This window comes from Nostoc sp. (genome assembly GCF_036917515.1).
Lineage (GTDB): Bacteria > Cyanobacteriota > Cyanobacteriia > Cyanobacteriales > Nostocaceae > Nostoc.
Window position 1 is genome coordinate 1 of record NZ_JBALDE010000004.1, and the last position, 18,373, is coordinate 18,373.

Genomic DNA, 18,373 nt, shown 5'->3' on the forward strand with positions numbered 1-18,373 from the left:
ATCACAGGAGTAAGGTTTCATTCTACAGGCACTTAGACGTTGATATACTCCATCATCCCATACTGTATTGCACTCAAGCAGGAACTGCTATATTAAACTATCAATTAGTCGCAGCGCATCAGCTACCCCTGAGTAGCGGTGCAGTTGAGAGTTTAATTCGTCAAGCTGTTAACTTACGCATGAAAGGGAACAGTAAATTTTGGCTTCAAGATAACGCAGAGATTATGTTACATCTGCGATGTCAATTAATAACCGGCAGTTAGGACAATTTTTGTAACTCTATTTTCGATTCTTTCCTTAATCCCAGCAGTGCTTAAATATTTTATACATTTTACTGAAAGCTATGTTTTCGCGATCGCGTCCTCTGGAGTGGAGCATCGTCACTCGTTTTTGCCCGACTTCAGAAAATCGCGTTCCTCCCTCATAGCTTCACTTAACTGTGTGTACAACTCGTAATCCTTACTCAAACGCCGAAATCGATTCAGCCAGCCGAATGTGCGTTCTACAATCCATCGTTTCGGCAATCGCTCAAATGTTTTCGAGTGCCGTTGAATTACCTCAACACAAACCTGTTCGCCGCAAAAAAAAGCTTGACTGCTTGAGCAAAGTTTTCTCCCGAATAGCCTTGATCTACCCAAACGTCTACTGTTCGACGAATTTTAAGTAGTCATAAATTAAAACCTTGGCGACATCATTTGTGGTTATCACCGAAAGCCCCAAGAGATGAAGCGTTTGTTAAAAGCATAAAAAAAATTCAGGTTCCAATTCTACGCCCCAAATAGACCGACCTTGCGAGCGCAGCTTAATTTCTGCACCTTTTTTATGGTGACGTGTACTTAACAGCCGCCGCAATCACTTCGTACTGCAAACGAACAAGCTCAGAGCGTACATCTGCAAGTGTTCTACAAATGGGTGTACCAATTTCTATCTGCGATTGCTGGGCTTCTGGCTCTACCTCAGAGCCAAGTGCTTTCTGGGCTTTTGGCAGAATCTACTCCACACGCTCCCCTCAGTTTTCGTGTCGTCAGATTGATAATTTGATATTCCTCTTCGATGCCAATAGTAAATTCTTCAGTCTGAGATGATATTACGTAGTGTCTCCTTTGCTCAAGCGGCAGGTGCAGTTGGTCAATTTTGGTGAGAATCAAAGTAGAGGCTGCTCAATTCTAAGAGGGAGATATCAGTATTGGGTTGTAGATTAAGAAAGTAGGGATGAATTGGCAGTCGTCGAGGCTGACGGCGTACTTGTGGTGAAGACACAATTTGCTCGATCACACTCAGGTAGCTTTGGGCTGTTGTTTCCCAAGTGTAAATCTTCAGTACTCGCTGGTGACCAGCTTGGGCAAAATGTTGCCACTGTTGTTCATCGCACAGCAACTGCTCTAAGCCCCGCGCAATATCGGCAGGGTCTTCTGGCTCAACAAGTACGCCATATTCGCTATCTCCCTGTTGCAAGCTCTCGCTTGGGCCGCCATTGTGAGTTGCTACTACTGGCAACCCAGCAGCGGCCGCTTCTAAGGGAGCCAACCCAAAGGGTTCATAGAGTGCAGTCAGCGCAAACACCGAGCGGCGTTTAGCCATAAAGCGATAGGTTGCAGCTAGTGACTCTTGCGATTGATCTAATAAACTAAAAGCACTGATCTTGCTCCACAAGTCGTTTTCTTCAATCACCTCCCGGATGGGTGCTAATACCTCTTCGGTCATGTCGTCGCTAGCCTTATTGCGTAGCGGATCGTCTAGCCCCCCTGTCAGCAGAACTAAGTTAGCTCGTTCCTGAAGTGTTTGACTGATTGCAAAAGCTTGCACTAGCCCTAATAGGTTTTTTTTAGCCTCTAATCTACTGGATGCTAAGATAACGGGCAAATCTCGACGGAACTCAGCGATATCCCGTGCTAATCGCTCCTGAATCAGTTGATAGATATCTTCTTCATTTTGGGAACGTCTGTTAGTATCGAAGATTGAGAAATCTACTCCTGGTGGAATCACTGCAAAGTGGCTGTCGTTATTTACGTCCACTGCATCACGATAAACTTGATGAGAGTACTGTTCAAAGCGTTCCTGTTTTGTACTGGTGATATTCATCGCCGAGTAATTCATGCTCAGGCGTTCAGCTAAGATGCGGTATCGAAAATGGAATTGTTCATCTATTTGTGCTAGATTCTTTGGAGTCACCTCCAGTTTGTCCATCTTTTGGGCACCGAGAGAATGAGCAGTAAACGTGAAAGGTATACCTGTCTTCTCCTCAATCAAAACGCCACACAGCCCCCCATCACCGTAGTGGGCAGTCATCGCATCAGGTAACCCACCCTGCTGTTGATAAAATTTCAGGATGTTGGGTACCCAATCACTAATCAAATGAGACCATAAAAATTCTTTAGATAAAAATTCTTTTGGACCTGCTGGTAACCGGATGATGCGGACGTTATCAACGTCTGGATAAGTGTCAAACTCTTCAGAAAACTCTGGCCACTCTGGGTCAATAATTTGGCGGGTGAGAATATCAACTTTGTGACCCTTTTGAGCTATGGCTATGGCGAGTTGCTTGACGTAGATCAGCTGACCCCCAAAATCTGAATGTTCCGTTATATGACTATTACCTAAATCAAAGTTACCTTGAGGGTTGAGAAATCCAATGTGCATCGCCCACTTCCTAATACAGGTTAATTTTTGCGTTTAAACTTCTGCCTGAAGACGGCAGCACGCAAAGCTTGGCGAGCCTCCCCAGCTTCCCAAGACTCAACAGTGCACGCAGTCAGACTGGGCATGAGTGCCATCAAAAAGTAACTTAAACAGCTTGTACAGATCCTTTTGACGCACACCCAACTGATTGGCACATTTTCCTAATTCTTAAGTTAATCACTACTGCTGTTCGCTCACATATACCAAATGACATAAACTGCTTTATCCGAATCGCACTCTCTCTTGTCAAGTTGAAAGCCGTGAAAAATAAGAAGGATTATAGGCTGTAAAGCTATTAAACTGTGGTGTAGGATTCAGTCCATGTTAAAGTATTACGCTCGACTAGTTATTGAACGGATAGAACAATCGGTGGAACAGGTGAGAGAATTACTCAGTACACTAATGAGCGTTGGGGCGTGATGCTGAAGTTCGAGTCGGTAAATCCAGACAGATTTGCTCAATTGGTCACAGATGCTCCCGTAGGGATACAGTGGATGGGGTGAGTTGTACAGTTGAAGGCGATCGCACGGTTTTGTTTAGTTTTAAAAATCAATGATGTTGTAGCCCCACTACCTGGAAAATTTTATCCAATCCATCTTCGATTCTGTAGGGGACTTGCGCTTTCAAACTCTAGTTTTGGGTGGTGATAGTCGTTATTACAATCGCCAAGCCATTTAAATCATTTTGAAAATGGCTGCGGCCAATGGCACTGGGCGCATTAAAGTTGGTCAACAGGGAATTTTGTCTACTCCTGCGACTTCTGCAATTATTCGCAAGTACCAAGCTCTTGGTGGCATCATCTTGTCTGCTAGTGGGACTTAGACAAAAAGTAGCCATAAAAATACCTCAAATGTATATACAGAGAGACTTTGACATCGCTTTACCTAGTTTCTTGATATATCTGGGTTTCAAGCATTTTTTAGCAAGCAGTTGCCGGGGCGATCTCCGTGGAATGCTTCTACTGTTAAAGCTGCTGTCGTTGTAGCGAAGGTTGTTAAACTGCCCAAGCGCCAAATAGTCGCACAACCAGAAACAGTTTCCGAGATTCCAGGTATTGTCATTCTGGAATACGAAGTTGTCGAGTGGTCTGCTACTGAAGGACTCAAAGATACCCACAACGCTTAAGGATCAAGGATGCTTTACCCCATTCCTCATTGCTTTGCGAAAGCGCAGCCCTAGCACTTGTCTCGCCACCGGCTCCAACTTACAAACCATAAGATATAATGTACTCGAAAATAAACGTAGGTATTGGTGTGCGCTTGGAGGTAGTGAGAAAGATATCATGAGCGATCGCTTCAACGAAGAGGTGCGTGCCAATCATGCATCAAATCTACCTGTGGGTAGTTTTATCTTTTTCTTCTGCCTCAAAGTATAGATTTATAACCAAAACTTAAGTTAGTAAATTGGAGGAGTCCACAAAGCAATAAAGACTACCAATGCTTTTTCCAGATCAACTTAACTCAACCTGCTGTCTGAGAGGTTGTTTGAAAAGTGGTTGGCTGTGATTTTAATCACTCCCCTTAATCCCCCCGATGTATTGGGGAGAAACCGAAAAATCCAGTTCCCTCCCCAATACTTGTTGGCTTTTGGTATCCCTCACGTCGTTTTGCCTCGATTTGTCCATTTGCCCGATACTGACGTAGTAGGTTTCTTACAAATGACAAACTCACCTTAAATCTTTGCGCCAACTTGCGTTGAGACCCTTCTTTCGCTTCCCACGCCATAATCACACGCTCACGCAAATCCTTTGAGTAAAATACTGGCATTTATTAATACAATATTATCTCTTGATTCTACTTGAATATGTGGTTCAATTATCTGAAAATTGCTGTAATACATCAATCATGACTTTTCAAACAACCTCTGAGCAAAAAATTGCAAAACTCATTGCCCTAGTTGAGGAATTACGCCAGGATATTCCCAATATCAAAAATCGCTCTGACCCAGAAGCCCAAACGATCAAGTCCCCTACAAATCCACACGCAATTCTAGATGTATTAGAAGAGACTTTAACATCAGAAGCAAGTTTTTCGCAGCAAAAAACAAACACCAATTGAAGAATAATTTACTTGCTCCCGTGGTCTGCCAACCCCAAAAATGTGTTTAGGAGTGCGATAGCCCAAGCACCGACTTGATAGCGATCGCTGCTCTGGATTTGAGCATGGTAGTATTTGGGAGTGTTTATCATGGCGTAAAAGAAGGCAATAGAAGTGTATCCATTATCCTTTCGTTCCGACTGTGGACATAAATCGTATTTCTTTGAGAATACCGTCAGGGATATGGAAAAAATGAGCATCCATAAACGAGTAACTTTAGGAGATGGAGGAAATAACGAACACACAATTGTTTTTTTAAGGGCAAGGCGACAGAGATTATTTGCCCTAAACTCAGAACTTGCACAATCACCGACTCATAGTAACGGTTTTGATTTGCAGTAAACTACTGTTAGCTAAACTACCACCAGCCAATCGCACACCACAGATTTACAAACCCGAAGTAAAGCTAACCCAGACTTGCCACTTCCCCAGATATCCGTTCCATATTGGCTCACCATCAGCAACCCCAATAGCGTTGCCAACTTTTGAAACAAGTTTTTGATAAAAGTCAGCATTTTCTAAGTACTGCCGTATTATATTTGTCAATATAATTATAGTTTTCCATAATCCAAAAACTGAAAAATATGTTGAGATGTCATTTGTGGCTGTTCAATTTGGAGGGTATTACCACAATTTTTCAGCTTGATTAGCCGAGAATGGGCAATATCTTGATGGAATTTTTCTGCATCTTTTGGTGGAAGCATATCATCAGTTTCTCCCCATAAAATCAGTGTTGATTTGTCAACTTGAGCAATTGAATCCGCCAACTCACTATAACCTCCACTTTTGACATAATAAATCATAGCTTCATGCCTACCAATCATTTATTGATGCAGCATTGCATATTGAATAGCTAACAAGATTTTTGGCTCTAAATTAGGTAAAATACTCCTGATATTTAATGCCAAGATGTGTCGTTGACGTAGGTATTCTACAGCCAAAGAATCAAAAGGAGGAAATAAGTACTTGCTCCAAGTAGGGGCACAAGTATAACCCAAACTGTTAATCAATACGAGTGTTTTTACAACTTATGGATAAGTGAGAGTAAAGTCAATCGCAGTAGCATCTCGCATTGATGCACCCACTAGTATGATAGGTTGATTGATTAAAGTTTTCCAAAATTTGTACAGGTGAATTTTGATGGTATTTAGATTGTATTGGATTTCTTTTTGTCTTTGTGTAAAGCAAAACCTAATAAATCTACTGCCCATGTTTCATTTTGAGCAGCAAGTAATGACAACAGCAAACGAAACTTTAGGATAGAACTGTCGAAGCCGTGCAGTAGTAAAATCGGTGTGACTCCCTAACCTTTGTGAATATACGTTGTCAAGATTGGCTGTTGACTAAGGGAAGTTGTCAAGGCAATTCTTTCAATACTTTAAACAAAGATAGTCCATGTGACAGAAATACTGCAAAACCTGGTAGCTCATAAGGCTTTACCATTTCAAACGGTCTTAATGGACGCGGCGCAACCCAGACGTGCATAGACACATCAGGACGATACCGCCACAGTTGTTGAGCGCACTCCGTAGCCGACTCTGGGATACAGCATGAAAACCCCAAACATAGCATCAAAAAGAGGTGTAGAAATGTCAAGTAAAAAAAGAACTAATTGAATCTGTCGTTTGCTAGAGTCAAAAAAATTACTGGTTTTTTAAGATTATGAAGTTGTGTTAGAGGCAAAAAGTTGTTGAGAACGCTAAAAGTACTTCTTGGATTGTTAATTGGCTGCGCGCTCGCATTGGTTTATTATATGCCATCGCTTGCGGCAAAAAGTAGCACAAAATTACCGCAAGCAAAGACGATTGGCAATATAGAGCAAGTTGCTGCTTTTAGTGGTCCAATGTTAACAGGAGTTAGTGTGTCTCAAAGTGGGCGGATTTTTGTTAACTTTCCCCGGTGGGGTGATTCAGTAGACTTTACAGTTGCAGAGATTAAGAATGGTCGTGCAGTAGCCTACCCAAATGCCCAAATCAATCGACCTAACAGCAGCGAACAGTCCAAATCGCTAGTTTCTGTTCAAAGTGTTGTTGTTGATCCACTAGACCGCCTTTGGATTGTGGATACTGGAAGCATAGAATTTGCACCGACCTCCTACGGTGGTCCAAAACTAATTGGTGTTGACCTGAAGCAAAATCGCATTTTTAAGACTATTCTTTTTCCTCAAGAAGTTGCCTTGCCAACGACATATTTGAATGATGTGCGCTTTGACCTGCGGCGGGGTAAATCAGGTATGGCGTTTATTACTGACTCATCTGATAAGGGTGCAAATGGCATCATTGTTGTTGATTTAGCCAGTGGTAAAAGTTGGCGACGGCTCAACGATCATCTTTCTACCAAAGCAGAGCGGAATTTCTTGCCAAGCGTTGAAGGTCAACCTCTGATGAGCCGACCAGCTAACCAACCTCCTAGTTATATCAAGTTAGGTTCGGATGGCATTGCTATCAGTGCAGACGGTTCTCGTCTATTTTATTGCCCACTCGCAAGCCGCAAACTCTACAGTGTTAGTGTTGATGCACTTTCTAATCAACAAATGACTGATGCACAGGTTGCAGCAACAGTCGAAGATCACGGTGATAAGGGTGGGGGTTCTGATGGACTGGAATCGGATGCGAATAACCGAGTATATCTGACGAACTATGAACAAAACGCTATTTTTCGCCGCAATCAGCAGGGAATGATTGAGCCCCTGATTCATGACCCGCGTGTTCTTTGGCCAGATACTCTATCAGTGGCAAAAGATGGTTATCTTTACTTCACAGCTAATCAGCTGCATCGTCAAGCCAGATATCACCAAGGAAAAGACCTGCGCCAGAAACCTTATAGTCTGTTCCGAACTCGAATCGATGCCCAACCAGTTGCTTTGCTGCCAAAATAGCTATTTTTATTTTATCGTTCTCATGCCTCAAAAGTACTGCTTACCATAACTACTGGCTGTATGCTGTTGTGAATTGCTAGGGATGCATCTGTATCCAACAATGCCTATTTACTTGTTTTTTAACAAGACGAAAGCGTTTTATGCAAAGAAAATAGCACAAGGACGATCGTACAAAGTAGACAACTCATCCCATCCACTCCACGCAATCAGGCGCAGATGAAATCAACTGACCAAATTTCTGTGCGTCAACGTCCTCAAACTCTAGCACCACACCCCAGCGCTATCTCTATCGGGAGCAAACTAAGTATGAAGCCCATATCTTACACGCTAAGATCGCTGGATTAAAAACACACCGACTATCAAGAAAATGGCACCTACAGTCCGCAAGGAGCTAATCAGGTATATGGAACCGACTAAGCCAAATTGATCGATGAAGATGGAGGCTAACATTTGACCTGCGACAATCAATCCAATCATCGTTGCTGCACCCAGTACGGGTGCCATAATAATCGTTGCTGAAATAATGATCGCGCCGAGTAATTCCCCAATCTAGAGATACCAAAGAATCTGTATTGCGATGCTAACTGTAGGGAATTTGATGCAAAGCACGAAAGTATAGAGTAGCAGTGCCACCGTTCCTACCATGAAAGAGACAATGGATGCCAGGATGGGATGACCCAGGTTCCGTACCAATTGACTATTAATCCCAGCCTAAGTTGGGAGTTCTGGATGAATAAATAGAGTGATGTCTACGACAAGCCGAGAAAGCGTCTACGCCTGTGGTCGTGACGGAAAGCCGAAAAGCATCGCCACAAACCCTGATGATTTCGTTAACTTTCAAAACTTTTCGGTCTACTGAACTTAGGAAATTGGTTTAATAAATTGCACAAGCACGAGTCAGTCAAGTCAACTGTTCCTATGGCATTGAATTAACTATGAAACCCAACCAAGCGATATGTCGCTATTAAGGATGCCCTAATTGGTACTTTGCTAAAAATATTCAAAAACTTATTAATCAGCTATTTGAAGAAGTTTTACTTAGTTTCAACTTTTACAACTGCTGACATTCCCGGAGTAAATCGAGATTCGTAACCTTGAATACTTGAGCGATCAAACAGAATCTTGACGGGAATTTCATGTAGTGAATTACTAGAAGCTGAATTGGTTGTCAGATTATCTTGTGGCATAAAAGCGATACTATCTACCTTGCCTTGAAACTGCCGATTAGCAAAGGCTGAAACTGTAATTTTTACCTTTTGCTCTGGCTGTATTTTTTCTAACTGCTTTTCGGGAAAATAGGCAATAATCCAAGGATGTGGTTGTATTATTGATAAAAGAGTTTGCCCTGGAAGAACCTGCTGTCCTACCTGTACATTTTTATTCCCAATTACTCCACCAGTCAAAGTCGCAATATTAGTATAGTTCAACTCCAGTTGTGCTTTTGTTACCTCTAGCTGCTTTTGAGCAAAAGTAGCGTTAGCTACCTTATATTGTTGCTCATTTATCTTCTTTTGCTGATTTAGGATTTGTAGTTGTAAAGTTCTTTTTTTTCTGAAAGCTTGTTGTTGTATTTGAGCTTTTTTATTTTCAGGAACTGGTTGTGGTGATGGAATCTCAATAGCAATTTTGGGAATTTTCTCTTGTGCTAATGCTGCTTGCTGTTTAGCTAATTCTAAAGATGCTTTTGCCCGTGCCAAAGATAATTGATAGTTGCTTTTATCAAGTTTCACTAATACCATGCCTGGAGATACCATTTGATTATCATTGAATCTAATTTCAGTGACTATTCCTGATACACGACTAATCACAGGGTTAATCTCTGCGCTAACATAAGCATTATCAGTTTCTAGATATTTTTGCATATATTGCCATTGCTCATAAGCATAATTAGCTATATAAGCTGCAATTACACTAAACAACACTCCCAATCCTGTAAGTAATAGCAGATGCCGAACCCAAGGAGGTGATAATCTTTCCTTAAAAGCATTGTTTGATTCACTAGAAGTGTTAGTTGGCTCCTGTTGTGGCACAACGGGAGTCTTTTGTTCTGATAATCTAGTAACTTGTTGGGACTGTTGAAAAAAATTTTTAAGTTTCATCAGTGATATTTATCTAATTCCAGATTTCAGTATAAATATTGGCACTACTAAAGAGTCTGTTTACAGAATACGGCAAATATTACTTAAATGCATAATTGCTCTTAAGAAAGCTTCATCCTCAGCTTCAGAACACCTCAAATTGGCGCTGCCAAAGTTGCGATCGCCTATCTCGTAATCTTTACTCAGAAACGATTTCAAGCTTTTTTCGCGGCTAATGATTTTAGTACAGTCCCAAACGCATAAATCTAGGTTTTATAAGGCTTTGAGAGATGTGGTGAGAAATCCGGGATTCGTATCGACGTTTTGCCCATCAGGATTGTTGGCTTGCTCATATGCACCAAAATCCCTGAGTCTTGTCCAGCAACCGTCATCTTCAAAACTATTGATCGCAATCAACTGACTAACATCAGGCACTTGGAGCACAGGGTATCTCGATTCGCTGGATCGCTAGCAAGACCGATAATCGCATAAGCATTTCCATCAGCATCAAACTCAATATCACTGACCCCGATTGTATCGGTTCCATTCAGCAATGCAAGTGAGGGGAGTCCAGTGACGACTCGTTCCGCATCTTTGTTTTGAATGAGAGTAATCGCCCCCGTTGCGACATAGAACAGAGATGCGCCCGTTCCGCCTGGAGTAAACTCCAGTTCCGCCACATCCAGTTTCAGCAATATACAGTGCCCCATCAGGACCAAAACTCAGCTTACGCGGACTGTCTAGACCGGATGCCATGACCTCAATTTTCGATACCTGTGGTATTTCCACTGTTTGAGACATGATCTTCTTCGTTTCTAATTCAGGTTAAGAATTCGATGCTATGCTTCGGCGCTGCTGCTAAAGAAGGCGATCGCCTGCTTAAAAATTGTGTTTCCGATCCCGATTTCAGGCATATTTTGAGTACTATTGCTGATTGACAAACGGTATCCAATCTTAATCTCTTACCGAAGAGGCAGACGAAAAAGGGCAGGGAGCTTTCTTGAGCAAGCCCTTCCCTTCTGCGTGGAGCTCGATCGGGGGTATGAAGCTCTGTCCTTCTTTGTCTGCTTGGCTGGTGTGGAGTACAAGCTCCGTCTCAGCCTCTCCCCCCTGCTCCCCTGTGTCTTTTGACGAATAGTGCTTAAAGCAACACGATTGACAAAGATCGTTTGCTACTAGAAAGTATTCGTGACAGAACCCGCTTACACAGGTTCCATGTATAAGCGTGCCCACTCAATCTGATCCGCTTGGATGCCAAGAATGGTCGCTCCGCGCATCCCAAACCGTGTGCCATCACAACGGGTACCAAACCAGTACCACTCAGCCCAGGCTGTATCACCCTCAACTGCCGAACGGAGTAACTCGGAGTGAAAGTCTGGGATGTCGTCAAACATGGTAGACCAATTCTTACGGACATGCTCAACTCCGTGTACAGCCTTCTCAGGATGGGCTGGTTGTTCACCCTGAAAGTTAGATGTAAAACAGGCTAAAAACGCTTCCAGGTCATGCGCGTTCTGTGCTTGTTGCAGTCGCTTTACGACAATGCTTTGGCCGGATTTCATGATTTCTCCTTTGAGTATGATGACAAAGTAAGCCGCGCCTAAGTGAATACCTAAGCCCAGGAGTTGTCCCCCTGATTTATGCGTCTACTTAGTTGTGATCGCTGGCGCGTTCGATCAGTGCGTTTGAGGGTAGGCTCGGATCGAGTGCCTTACGCGCACTTTCAACGCCTACAACGGGTAACTTACTAGGATCGAGCAAGCCGAGTTGAACCAATACACTCGCCTGATCCCAGTAGATGTGTTCGTGGGCCAGTTTGTCGTCACGGAACTGAACGATCGCTACCACTGCCACTTCAACCCGTTTGCCTGTCGGAGCAATGCCAGGTAGCATCCAGTCCATTCGGATGGTATGAGTGAACTTAACCATCATTTCATCGACAAGCCGATCGGTTCCAATCGTGCGCGAGATTGGGGTCAGCTCCATGTCCGGCGGCATGTGTGAAATGAAGTATTTGGAATAAAACTCGTGCAGTGCTGGTTTCCCTACTCCCCCAGTCATTACCGGAATGTCGTTAACGTAAGCATCCTCAACCATCGTGGCGAGTGTATCTTCAGTGTTGTGAGTGTCAAACTCGTGCCGCAGATGTTCTTCCCAGAGTTCTTGCAAAAACTCCTGGGCTGGTGTCAGGTTGGCGATCGCTTTTCCATTTGCTTGTTCGTCCACGTTTTGCTGTTTGACCATGTTGGTGTACTCCTGGTTCTATCTATTTAAAGTGTATTGAGTTTCAATTGCTTTCTCATTACGTCTAAGTCCTTGTGTAGAAAAGCGTAACAACTAGTGAGATGAGCCATGCTCTAATTCACACGATGAATTCGATGCCGTACTTGGGTGCTGCTGCCAAAATTCGCTCGACCGCTTCCGGAGTGGCTGGGCGTGATGGCGCGTCCGGGTCGTCTACTGGAACACCGACTTCGGCAAAGAATTTCTCAATTCCCGCAGGCATATACCAGACCAACATCTTGGCGCGTTGGTTAGTGATGTTCTTAAAGGTATGCAGATGTCCCTTCGGCGAATAGAGAAAGGTTCCAGGAGTAGCAATCACCGTTTGATCGCCGAGTTGAAATTCTAGTTCGCCCTCTTGGATATAGAACGCTTCATCTTCTCGGTGGTGAATATGTGGCGGCGGTCCAATTTCAGGATCAACTCGCAACTCGACGAGTGTGTATTGCCCATTGGTGTCTTCGCTCACTGCCTTGAATGTGAAAATATCTCCCACAACTGAAAGAGAATTTCCTTGACCTGGCTTAAGCAATACTTCATGAGAAGTCATTATCGTCATCTCTTTTAATAGTTCAATAGTTGGTAAAGATCGAGTCCTTACCAATTCTGTTTGGTATATCTAAAGCGTAGTAAGTCGCAATGCTTAATTGCTTTCAGATTCTTACAACGATTTGTCAGATTCTTAAGGTGTTAGCAAATTTGCTTTGGGGGCATTCCGGTGAATCACTTAAACTGTTCCATTTTCAGAGCAGCTAATTGTTGTGCTGTAATGCAAGATGTCCGATCGTCGAATGAAAAACATCGTCTGGATCGTATTTTCGTTTGAGGTCGAGCAAGCGCTCATAGTTCGACCCGAAGGCAAGCGGAACACGCTCCTGCTCTTTCTCATCCAAAAGATTGATATATCCCCCTTTGAAGGCGTATGGTGAAAGGGAGCGTGAGATGTTTTGTGCCCATTGAATATGCCGCTGCTCGTCGTCGGGAGACTGGGGTTCCCAAGCTGCGGTCAGCTCAACCATTAGATGATCCTGACGTAACGCAAAAGCGGTCTCAGACACACCCACGCGACTCGCCGCTCCATGAAAGTTATGGATCGCGATCATTGAAAATGGAGAAGAAAATGGCAATCCCTGTTCAATCAGCGCCTCGATCGCCTTTGTCTGGAAACCACTGAGCGATCGCGTTTGGATGTAGTAGTGCCGACCGCTAGGCGTAAGTGCATCGCTGCTGTGAATCAGGTCGTTGTAGGTGACGGGTTGCACCTGATCGACTAGCAAAGTGCCAAAGGTACGCAGGGGTGCGATCGCCTGCTCACCCGCTTCGAGCAAACCACAATAGGTGGGTGAGAGAAACAGAACTGTCACGCCATCGGGTGTTTGGATAAATCCGGACTGAACCGTCAATTCATCGGGTGCTGTAGCGATGAACTCGTTCAAATGCTGTAACACTGCTCTAGCTTGGTCTAGAGGATACAGCAGCAAACCCGATAACACTGTCGTAAGCGGATGCAGGCGATACTCTAGAGAAACGACGACGCCAAAGTTGCCTCCGCCTCCACGCAGTCCCCAAAGCAGGTCTGCATGTTCCTGGGTATTTGCGGTCACAAGTTGCCCATCGGCTATTACCACTTGTGCTGAGAGCAAGTTATCGGCAACCAATCCATAAGCACCGTTCAGCGGGCCATAGCCTCCTCCCAGGGTCAGTCCTGTCATGCCAACGCTGGAGATGGTTCCTGTGGCTGTCGCCAACCCATGTTTCTCTGCTGCCTCGATCAGGTCGCCAGCCGTTGCTCCAGCTTGAATTTGGGCTGTGCGCGCAACTGGATCAATCGTGACGGCTGTCATCTGGGACAAGTCGATCGCGATGCCATTCTCGCGCAGCGATCGCCCGAAAATTTTGTGTCCAGCACCTCGAAGAGGGGCAGCCCATGTGCGCGTGTCCAGCGAATCGTGTGAATGACATCTTGTACAGTCAAACAACGAGCGATCGCAGCGGGTCGGGTCTTCACCCTGCCATTCCAGAGTTGGCGCACCTGTTCATAGGCAGCGTCATCTGGGAAAAGAAGCTGACCTCCTCTGAGCACTGCTGCAAGTTCGTTGAACAAAGTTCTGTTCTGACTAGGCGTAACTGTCATAGTTTCTCCTTTCCATGTTGTAAATTGATTACGCTAACGCAGGAGCAGGATCGGAGTCCGCGTAGATGGTTGCGTTTGCTGGGATTTCTATGCTGGTCGCTGGAGTTGACATTGCTTCAAAGTACCCGTCCACACCTCCCGGTTGCACCAAAGCAAGGAAATGGAGGGTGGGCGACAGGAAAGGGACGAGTGACTTCCTCAGTTCTTATTGTCCAGCGTTTGAGGCGATCGCGTTCAGATCGGCGATCGTTTGAGGAGAACACAGCAACGGCAGCAATGACAATTTTCATCTCTACCTTACCTTATTACCCGGCAGTAAAATTTCAGATGTTGTCGAAGGCATCCGTCAGAGCAAGAGGGTTCCAATATTCACTGTAGTAGACAGTCTTGCCATCTTTGACTTTTAGTCGAACGACATAATCTTGTTCATAATGACGACCCGTACTAGGAATTAGAGCTGATCCATGCAGCTCAGCCCAGAGAACATTTGGGTCTGTCGTTGGATATTTACGCACATTGGAAAATGTCAAATTTTGCATTTGAGTGAGTGCTGTTTTAATATGGTTGTATGCGGCAGATTTGCCTTCTAATCGTCCTGGTCTACCAAGGGAAGGCGCATACGGAAAGTCCACAATGACATCTTCAGCGAGTAGATCTGCCCAGGCTTCGGTATCTGTAGCCATTAATGCTAGGTGAGTATCAAGAATGTCCTCGATTGTATTTAGTTTTGATTGCATTAGATTATCCTCCATCAATTTACTTGAAGTTTATTTATGACTAGGGTTGTGTTGCAAGAATTTTTCTTGGGTCAATTCTTTCACTCTTGTGGCAGAGGTATCCACAGGTCTAGTAGATCATTACCTTAGTGGTGATACTTCTAGCCCCAGTCGCGGCACTCCGAAACCGGGGTATTGAGGCAACAGTTCCGCCGTTTCTTCTAAAGTCAGCATTTTGACTCCGTACTTGGCAGCCAGCGCGATAACTTCGTTAAGCTTCGCTAACGCGGGAGCAGGATCGGAGTCCGCGTAAGTGGTTGCGTTTGCTGGGATTTCCATGCTGGTCGCTGGAGTTGACATTGCTTCAAAGTACCCGTCTATGCCTCCCGGTTGCACCAAAGCCAGGAAACGGAGGGGCGACAGGAAGTAGAATGCGTGCGCCTGCATTCGGGGGAAGAAGACCATTTCGCCCGCCCGCGCTATTCTCACCTGACCCATGCAGTACACCTCGATCTCGCCTTCGAGAATGTAAAACACCTCATCCTGTTCATAGTGGAGATGGGGCGGTGGCTCGGCTCCTGGTACCGTCCGCACCTCTAGAAGAAAGAAAGGAGCGGTTTCCGGTCTCAGCAGACGTTGCCAGAAAAGTCAACAGACCGCCCATATAAGATCGGGTCGTTTCCGGGACTGCGCTACGAACAAAGAAATCTGCTGATTGGCTCATGATTTGACCTCTAACTTTGTGTGACTGTCGCGATGGCGTACCCGCCCGCCGTAGGCGATCGCAATTGGGTTTGTAGCAACTTGAATCATGTAACTCAGTTGCTGCATGATTTGCTGGAGTTTGATAGATGCATAAGAGAATTCAATGATCGCATTTATTACAGGTATATGCGGTGCTGTCCGCAGGAATCTCTTGGTGCTTTCTATTTAAAGAGTACTGAGTTCCAATGCTTAACTTCTTTCAGATTCTTACAATGATTTATCAGATTCTTATGGGTTTACCGAAGGCAAGCAGAAAGCTTCATCATCAAGCTATGCTTCTCCTGAAATTTCAACCATTGCTCAGTTTATTTTCCCGCCACAGTAAGATTGATATTCTAAAGAATAGACCTCTTGCAAAAGTCCTAAATGCGTGGGACAAGTAGGTTAGAGTTGGGTAGCATCAATGACCTACGAACAGGTAAAGAGTCTAAAGTCAGAAGACTTTAAACGCTTGTGTGGTGTGAGGCCAGATACTTTTAACCAGATGCTGGAGGTACTGCGATGTCTACGACGGGCTGCGCCTACGCACAGTCAGCCAAAACAGAAAACAGGAAGACCAGGTAAATTAAGCTTAGAAGACCAATTGTTGATGACATTGGAATATTGGAGCGGAGCCGGAGACGCTCCGCCTCCGGAGAGTACCGTACCTACTTTCATATAGGTCAATCCTGGGGAATAAATGAGTCTACAGCTTACCGAATTATCCGAAAAATAGAAGATACGCTCATGAAATCTTGGATATTTACGCTTGCAGGCAAGAAAAAACTCACTACTTCTAATTATTAGTTAGAAGTAGTAGTAGTTGATGTAACAGAAAGTCCGATTGAACGCCCTAAAAAAAACAAAAAAGTTCTATAGTGGGAAAAAGAAACAGCATACATTGAAGTCACAGGTAGTGGTAGACCAAGCGAATGGTCAAATCATCTGTACCGCTCATGGTAAGGGTAGAGAGCATGATTTTCGTATATTTAAAAACAGTAAATTTAGGTTGAGAGAAGACATATAATGCTTGGGAGATAAGGATTATCAAGGGATTCAAAAACTACATGCAAATAGTCGGATTCCCAAGAAAAAACCTAGAGGAGGTACGTTAACTTGTGAAGATAAAAAGAGTAATCAAGAATTAGCTAGTATCAGAGTTTTAGGTGAGCATGTCAATCGCAAGCTGAAGATATTTAAAATTTTATCCCTGACTTACAGAAATCGCCAAAAAAGATTTAGTTTGAGGTTTAATCTGATTGCTGCTCTTTACAACTACGAGCTTCACCTCCCCCAAAACGAATTTGTCTGAGCGACTTTTGCAAGAGGTCTATTAGACCTATTATCAGTTACAAGTAGTGATAGTTGATGTTACAAAAAGCCCAATTGAACGTCCTAAAATGTAACAATTTTGTCCTTTACATGATTAATTTTACCTGGAAATTTAATAGCTAAAATAAAAATTAATCGCTAACTAAAAAAAGTAGTGTATACAACACTATTTTTTAGTTCCTAAAATGTAACAATTTTGTCCTTTATTTATATAATAAATTTTACTTTAAAATAAATAAATAGGTAAAATAAAAATAAATCGTGAACATCAAAAAACAAATATGTTCCGGTTACTCAAAAACACTTGAATTGAGAATTAATTTCATGTCTGTTATTAAAATTTCTGACTTACAACGAGACAAAAACCAAATAGAACCTCTATCTATTTCACAAATAAATGCAGTAATTGGAGGTGGTGAAAACAGTTACAACATTGGTCGATACATAGGTATTCTTCTAGGAATTGCTGCCGAATTGATTTGAATTGATTCATGGATAATTTACTAAATCAATATTTTATTATCCAGCAACCATTCATTTTTGAACTAACTTTTTCTCGTTTTTACTGTACAGGATTTAACCATGAAACCTAAAATCGTGATCAAAGATATTACTGTAGATTTCTTGCTTGATGTTGATACTGTTGATTCCTTGCTTGATGTTGACACTCAAGATTTACTAAAAATTATGGGCGGCTATTCCTGGGAGGAATTCAAGCAAGATGCCAAGGACTTTTTCGACGGTCTTGTAGATGGCTTTAACTCTGTTAATTAAGCCAATACAAACACATAGCCTTAGACTTCATAAATTGCCAAAGCTTTAATCATACCATAAAACACTTTTGCAAGAATTCTAATATTGTGTTATGTGCGCCAGGTAGCTTTGGATGCAACTTCCTGTGCTACTGCAAGCTCTAAATGCTTGATTCCTACCGATAAAAAGGCAGTTGCAGCCCGTTCGCTCTGAGCCCGATCAACATCAATCAGTGGTGTAGATGAAAGCGTCAGGGCAAGACGATCGCCCAAGGTCGCAACTCCAACATTCCGCCCTACCACACCTGATGTGACAGCAGGTGCATGGAGTGCTTCAATCCGAATGTTGCCGTATTGTTGAGCCATATCGATGCGACCGAGATTTGTGACGTTCAGTTGACAGAGATATTGCGATTGCGCTGCTTCAACAAAAGCGGTGGCATTGGTGAGATTTGCCATTGTGGGTTGTCGAAGTTGACGCTCCTCGACTAACTGCTGGGCAATGTCAATTTGTGAGAGTTGAGATTTGACCGATCGCGCAACGTCCCAAAACGTGGAATCCGCCTGAAGAGAATGAGTCGTCATACACAGTGCGATTCGTTGGTTAGTGAATCCCGGTATCCAGCCCGTATATAACTAACCCAACCATTTGTCATTAAAAGTACAAAAGGTTGAACTCTC

General features: G+C 43.6%; 26 protein-coding genes and 5 pseudogenes. 11 read left to right on the forward strand and 20 right to left on the reverse strand.

The genetic code is table 11. The features are described from left to right. Nucleotides 1-263 (forward strand): annotated as a pseudogene (locus V7K89_RS00250) (hypothetical protein); the annotation flags it as partial. 117 nt (nt 264-380) lie between these two features. Here V7K89_RS00250 and V7K89_RS00255 read toward each other — a convergent pair. Both V7K89_RS00255 and V7K89_RS00260 read right to left on the reverse strand, forming a co-directional pair. Next, nucleotides 381-533: pseudogene (locus tag V7K89_RS00255) on the reverse strand (transposase); the annotation flags it as partial. A gap of 595 nt (nt 534-1,128) precedes the next feature. Then, the gene (locus V7K89_RS00260; protein WP_335183753.1) at nt 1,129-2,640 is read right to left on the reverse strand and encodes a glycosyltransferase; all 1,512 of its coding nucleotides are present in this window, start codon (nt 2,638-2,640) and stop codon (nt 1,129-1,131) included. Nucleotides 2,641-3,243: 603 nt separating this feature from the next. On the opposite strand from V7K89_RS00260, the pseudogene V7K89_RS00265 reads away from it, so the two are divergent. Together V7K89_RS00265 and V7K89_RS00270 are read left to right on the forward strand one after the other, a co-directional pair. Continuing rightward, nucleotides 3,244-3,492, forward strand: a pseudogene (locus V7K89_RS00265) (alpha-D-glucose phosphate-specific phosphoglucomutase); the annotation flags it as partial. Between the two features lie 117 nt (nt 3,493-3,609). Then, complete coding sequence (locus tag V7K89_RS00270; protein ID WP_335183754.1) at nt 3,610-3,804, forward strand: hypothetical protein; 195 nt, start codon at nt 3,610-3,612, stop codon at nt 3,802-3,804. A 395-nt stretch (nt 3,805-4,199) separates the two neighbouring features. On the opposite strand, the gene V7K89_RS00275 is transcribed toward V7K89_RS00270, so the two are convergent. Continuing rightward, nucleotides 4,200-4,445, reverse strand: coding sequence for a hypothetical protein (locus V7K89_RS00275; protein WP_335183755.1), 246 nt, complete (start codon nt 4,443-4,445; stop codon nt 4,200-4,202). A gap of 78 nt (nt 4,446-4,523) precedes the next feature. Here V7K89_RS00275 and V7K89_RS00280 point away from each other — a divergent pair, with 78 nt between their 5' ends. Continuing rightward, nucleotides 4,524-4,736 (forward strand): hypothetical protein, encoded by a 213-nt coding sequence (locus tag V7K89_RS00280; RefSeq protein ID WP_335183756.1) that lies wholly within the window; start codon nt 4,524-4,526, stop codon nt 4,734-4,736. 8 nt (nt 4,737-4,744) lie between these two features. On the opposite strand, the gene V7K89_RS00285 is transcribed toward V7K89_RS00280, so the two are convergent. Next, nucleotides 4,745-4,867, reverse strand: a complete 123-nt coding sequence (locus V7K89_RS00285) for a hypothetical protein (protein ID WP_335183757.1) — start codon at nt 4,865-4,867, stop codon at nt 4,745-4,747. Nucleotides 4,868-4,967: 100 nt separating this feature from the next. On the opposite strand from V7K89_RS00285, the gene V7K89_RS00290 reads away from it, so the two are divergent. After that, nucleotides 4,968-5,117 (forward strand): hypothetical protein, encoded by a 150-nt coding sequence (locus V7K89_RS00290; RefSeq protein WP_335183758.1) that lies wholly within the window; start codon nt 4,968-4,970, stop codon nt 5,115-5,117. A gap of 11 nt (nt 5,118-5,128) precedes the next feature. On the opposite strand, the gene V7K89_RS00295 is transcribed toward V7K89_RS00290, so the two are convergent. Together V7K89_RS00295 and V7K89_RS00300 are read right to left on the reverse strand one after the other, a co-directional pair. After that, nucleotides 5,129-5,290, reverse strand: a complete 162-nt coding sequence (locus V7K89_RS00295; protein WP_335183759.1) for a hypothetical protein — start codon at nt 5,288-5,290, stop codon at nt 5,129-5,131. Nucleotides 5,291-5,326: 36 nt separating this feature from the next. After that, complete coding sequence (locus V7K89_RS00300; RefSeq protein ID WP_335183760.1) at nt 5,327-5,578, reverse strand: alpha/beta fold hydrolase; 252 nt, start codon at nt 5,576-5,578, stop codon at nt 5,327-5,329. 950 nt (nt 5,579-6,528) lie between these two features. On the opposite strand from V7K89_RS00300, the gene V7K89_RS00305 reads away from it, so the two are divergent. Further along, nucleotides 6,529-7,653 carry an L-dopachrome tautomerase-related protein gene (locus tag V7K89_RS00305; protein WP_335183761.1) on the forward strand — a complete coding sequence of 375 codons (1,125 nt, stop codon included), beginning with the start codon at nt 6,529-6,531 and terminating at the stop codon, nt 7,651-7,653. A gap of 327 nt (nt 7,654-7,980) precedes the next feature. On the opposite strand, the pseudogene V7K89_RS00310 reads toward V7K89_RS00305, so the two are convergent. The 13 genes and pseudogenes from V7K89_RS00310 to V7K89_RS00370 form a co-directional block, all read right to left on the reverse strand. Further along, a pseudogene (locus V7K89_RS00310) lies at nt 7,981-8,358 on the reverse strand (DMT family transporter). Nucleotides 8,359-8,687: 329 nt separating this feature from the next. After that, a complete protein-coding gene (locus V7K89_RS00315; RefSeq protein ID WP_335183762.1) occupies nt 8,688-9,752 on the reverse strand; it encodes an HlyD family secretion protein in 1,065 nt (354 codons plus the stop codon). A 60-nt stretch (nt 9,753-9,812) separates the two neighbouring features. Next, nucleotides 9,813-9,950 carry a hypothetical protein gene (locus V7K89_RS00320; RefSeq protein ID WP_335183763.1) on the reverse strand — a complete coding sequence of 46 codons (138 nt, stop codon included), beginning with the start codon at nt 9,948-9,950 and terminating at the stop codon, nt 9,813-9,815. A 54-nt stretch (nt 9,951-10,004) separates the two neighbouring features. Beyond that, complete coding sequence (locus tag V7K89_RS00325) at nt 10,005-10,175, reverse strand: hypothetical protein (protein WP_335183764.1); 171 nt, start codon at nt 10,173-10,175, stop codon at nt 10,005-10,007. Continuing rightward, on the reverse strand, nt 10,145-10,441 hold the full coding sequence (locus V7K89_RS00330; RefSeq protein WP_335183765.1) for a hypothetical protein: 297 nt from the start codon (nt 10,439-10,441) through the stop codon (nt 10,145-10,147). Before V7K89_RS00330 ends, V7K89_RS00325 begins: the two co-directional genes overlap by 31 nt. 492 nt (nt 10,442-10,933) lie before the next feature. Continuing rightward, nucleotides 10,934-11,293, reverse strand: coding sequence for a nuclear transport factor 2 family protein (locus V7K89_RS00335; protein WP_335183766.1), 360 nt, complete (start codon nt 11,291-11,293; stop codon nt 10,934-10,936). Nucleotides 11,294-11,381: 88 nt separating this feature from the next. Beyond that, complete coding sequence (locus tag V7K89_RS00340) at nt 11,382-11,975, reverse strand: ester cyclase (protein ID WP_335183767.1); 594 nt, start codon at nt 11,973-11,975, stop codon at nt 11,382-11,384. Nucleotides 11,976-12,093: 118 nt separating this feature from the next. Then, nucleotides 12,094-12,573, reverse strand: coding sequence for a cupin domain-containing protein (locus V7K89_RS00345; RefSeq protein ID WP_335183768.1), 480 nt, complete (start codon nt 12,571-12,573; stop codon nt 12,094-12,096). A gap of 193 nt (nt 12,574-12,766) precedes the next feature. After that, the gene (locus tag V7K89_RS00350; RefSeq protein ID WP_335183776.1) at nt 12,767-13,957 is read right to left on the reverse strand and encodes an FAD-binding oxidoreductase; all 1,191 of its coding nucleotides are present in this window, start codon (nt 13,955-13,957) and stop codon (nt 12,767-12,769) included. Further along, nucleotides 13,855-14,148 (reverse strand): hypothetical protein, encoded by a 294-nt coding sequence (locus V7K89_RS00355; RefSeq protein ID WP_335183769.1) that lies wholly within the window; start codon nt 14,146-14,148, stop codon nt 13,855-13,857. Before V7K89_RS00355 ends, V7K89_RS00350 begins: the two co-directional genes overlap by 103 nt. 116 nt (nt 14,149-14,264) lie before the next feature. After that, nucleotides 14,265-14,438, reverse strand: a complete 174-nt coding sequence (locus tag V7K89_RS00360; protein ID WP_335183770.1) for a hypothetical protein — start codon at nt 14,436-14,438, stop codon at nt 14,265-14,267. A gap of 33 nt (nt 14,439-14,471) precedes the next feature. After that, nucleotides 14,472-14,885 carry a nuclear transport factor 2 family protein gene (locus tag V7K89_RS00365; RefSeq protein WP_335183771.1) on the reverse strand — a complete coding sequence of 138 codons (414 nt, stop codon included), beginning with the start codon at nt 14,883-14,885 and terminating at the stop codon, nt 14,472-14,474. Between the two features lie 120 nt (nt 14,886-15,005). Next, entirely contained in the window at nt 15,006-15,458 is a 453-nt protein-coding gene (locus tag V7K89_RS00370; protein WP_335183772.1) for a cupin domain-containing protein, read from the reverse strand. A gap of 574 nt (nt 15,459-16,032) precedes the next feature. Between V7K89_RS00370 and V7K89_RS35680 the strand changes: the two genes are divergently transcribed. The 5 genes and pseudogenes from V7K89_RS35680 to V7K89_RS00385 all read left to right on the forward strand — a co-directional run bounded on the left by V7K89_RS35680 (nt 16,033) and on the right by V7K89_RS00385 (nt 17,714). After that, the gene (locus V7K89_RS35680; protein WP_442941537.1) at nt 16,033-16,290 is read left to right on the forward strand and encodes a hypothetical protein; all 258 of its coding nucleotides are present in this window, start codon (nt 16,033-16,035) and stop codon (nt 16,288-16,290) included. Next, entirely contained in the window at nt 16,233-16,415 is a 183-nt protein-coding gene (locus tag V7K89_RS35685; RefSeq protein ID WP_442941536.1) for a helix-turn-helix domain-containing protein, read from the forward strand. The genes V7K89_RS35680 and V7K89_RS35685 overlap by 58 nt, the downstream gene beginning before the upstream one ends. Before the next feature lie 37 nt (nt 16,416-16,452). Further along, nucleotides 16,453-16,920 (forward strand): annotated as a pseudogene (locus V7K89_RS35690) (transposase family protein). A 344-nt stretch (nt 16,921-17,264) separates the two neighbouring features. Beyond that, nucleotides 17,265-17,423, forward strand: a complete 159-nt coding sequence (locus tag V7K89_RS00380; protein ID WP_335183773.1) for a hypothetical protein — start codon at nt 17,265-17,267, stop codon at nt 17,421-17,423. 99 nt (nt 17,424-17,522) lie between these two features. Further along, a complete protein-coding gene (locus tag V7K89_RS00385) occupies nt 17,523-17,714 on the forward strand; it encodes a hypothetical protein (RefSeq protein ID WP_335183774.1) in 192 nt (63 codons plus the stop codon). Nucleotides 17,715-17,803: 89 nt separating this feature from the next. On the opposite strand, the gene V7K89_RS00390 is transcribed toward V7K89_RS00385, so the two are convergent. After that, nucleotides 17,804-18,277 (reverse strand): hypothetical protein, encoded by a 474-nt coding sequence (locus tag V7K89_RS00390; RefSeq protein ID WP_335183775.1) that lies wholly within the window; start codon nt 18,275-18,277, stop codon nt 17,804-17,806. Between the last annotated feature and the right edge of the window lie 96 nt (nt 18,278-18,373).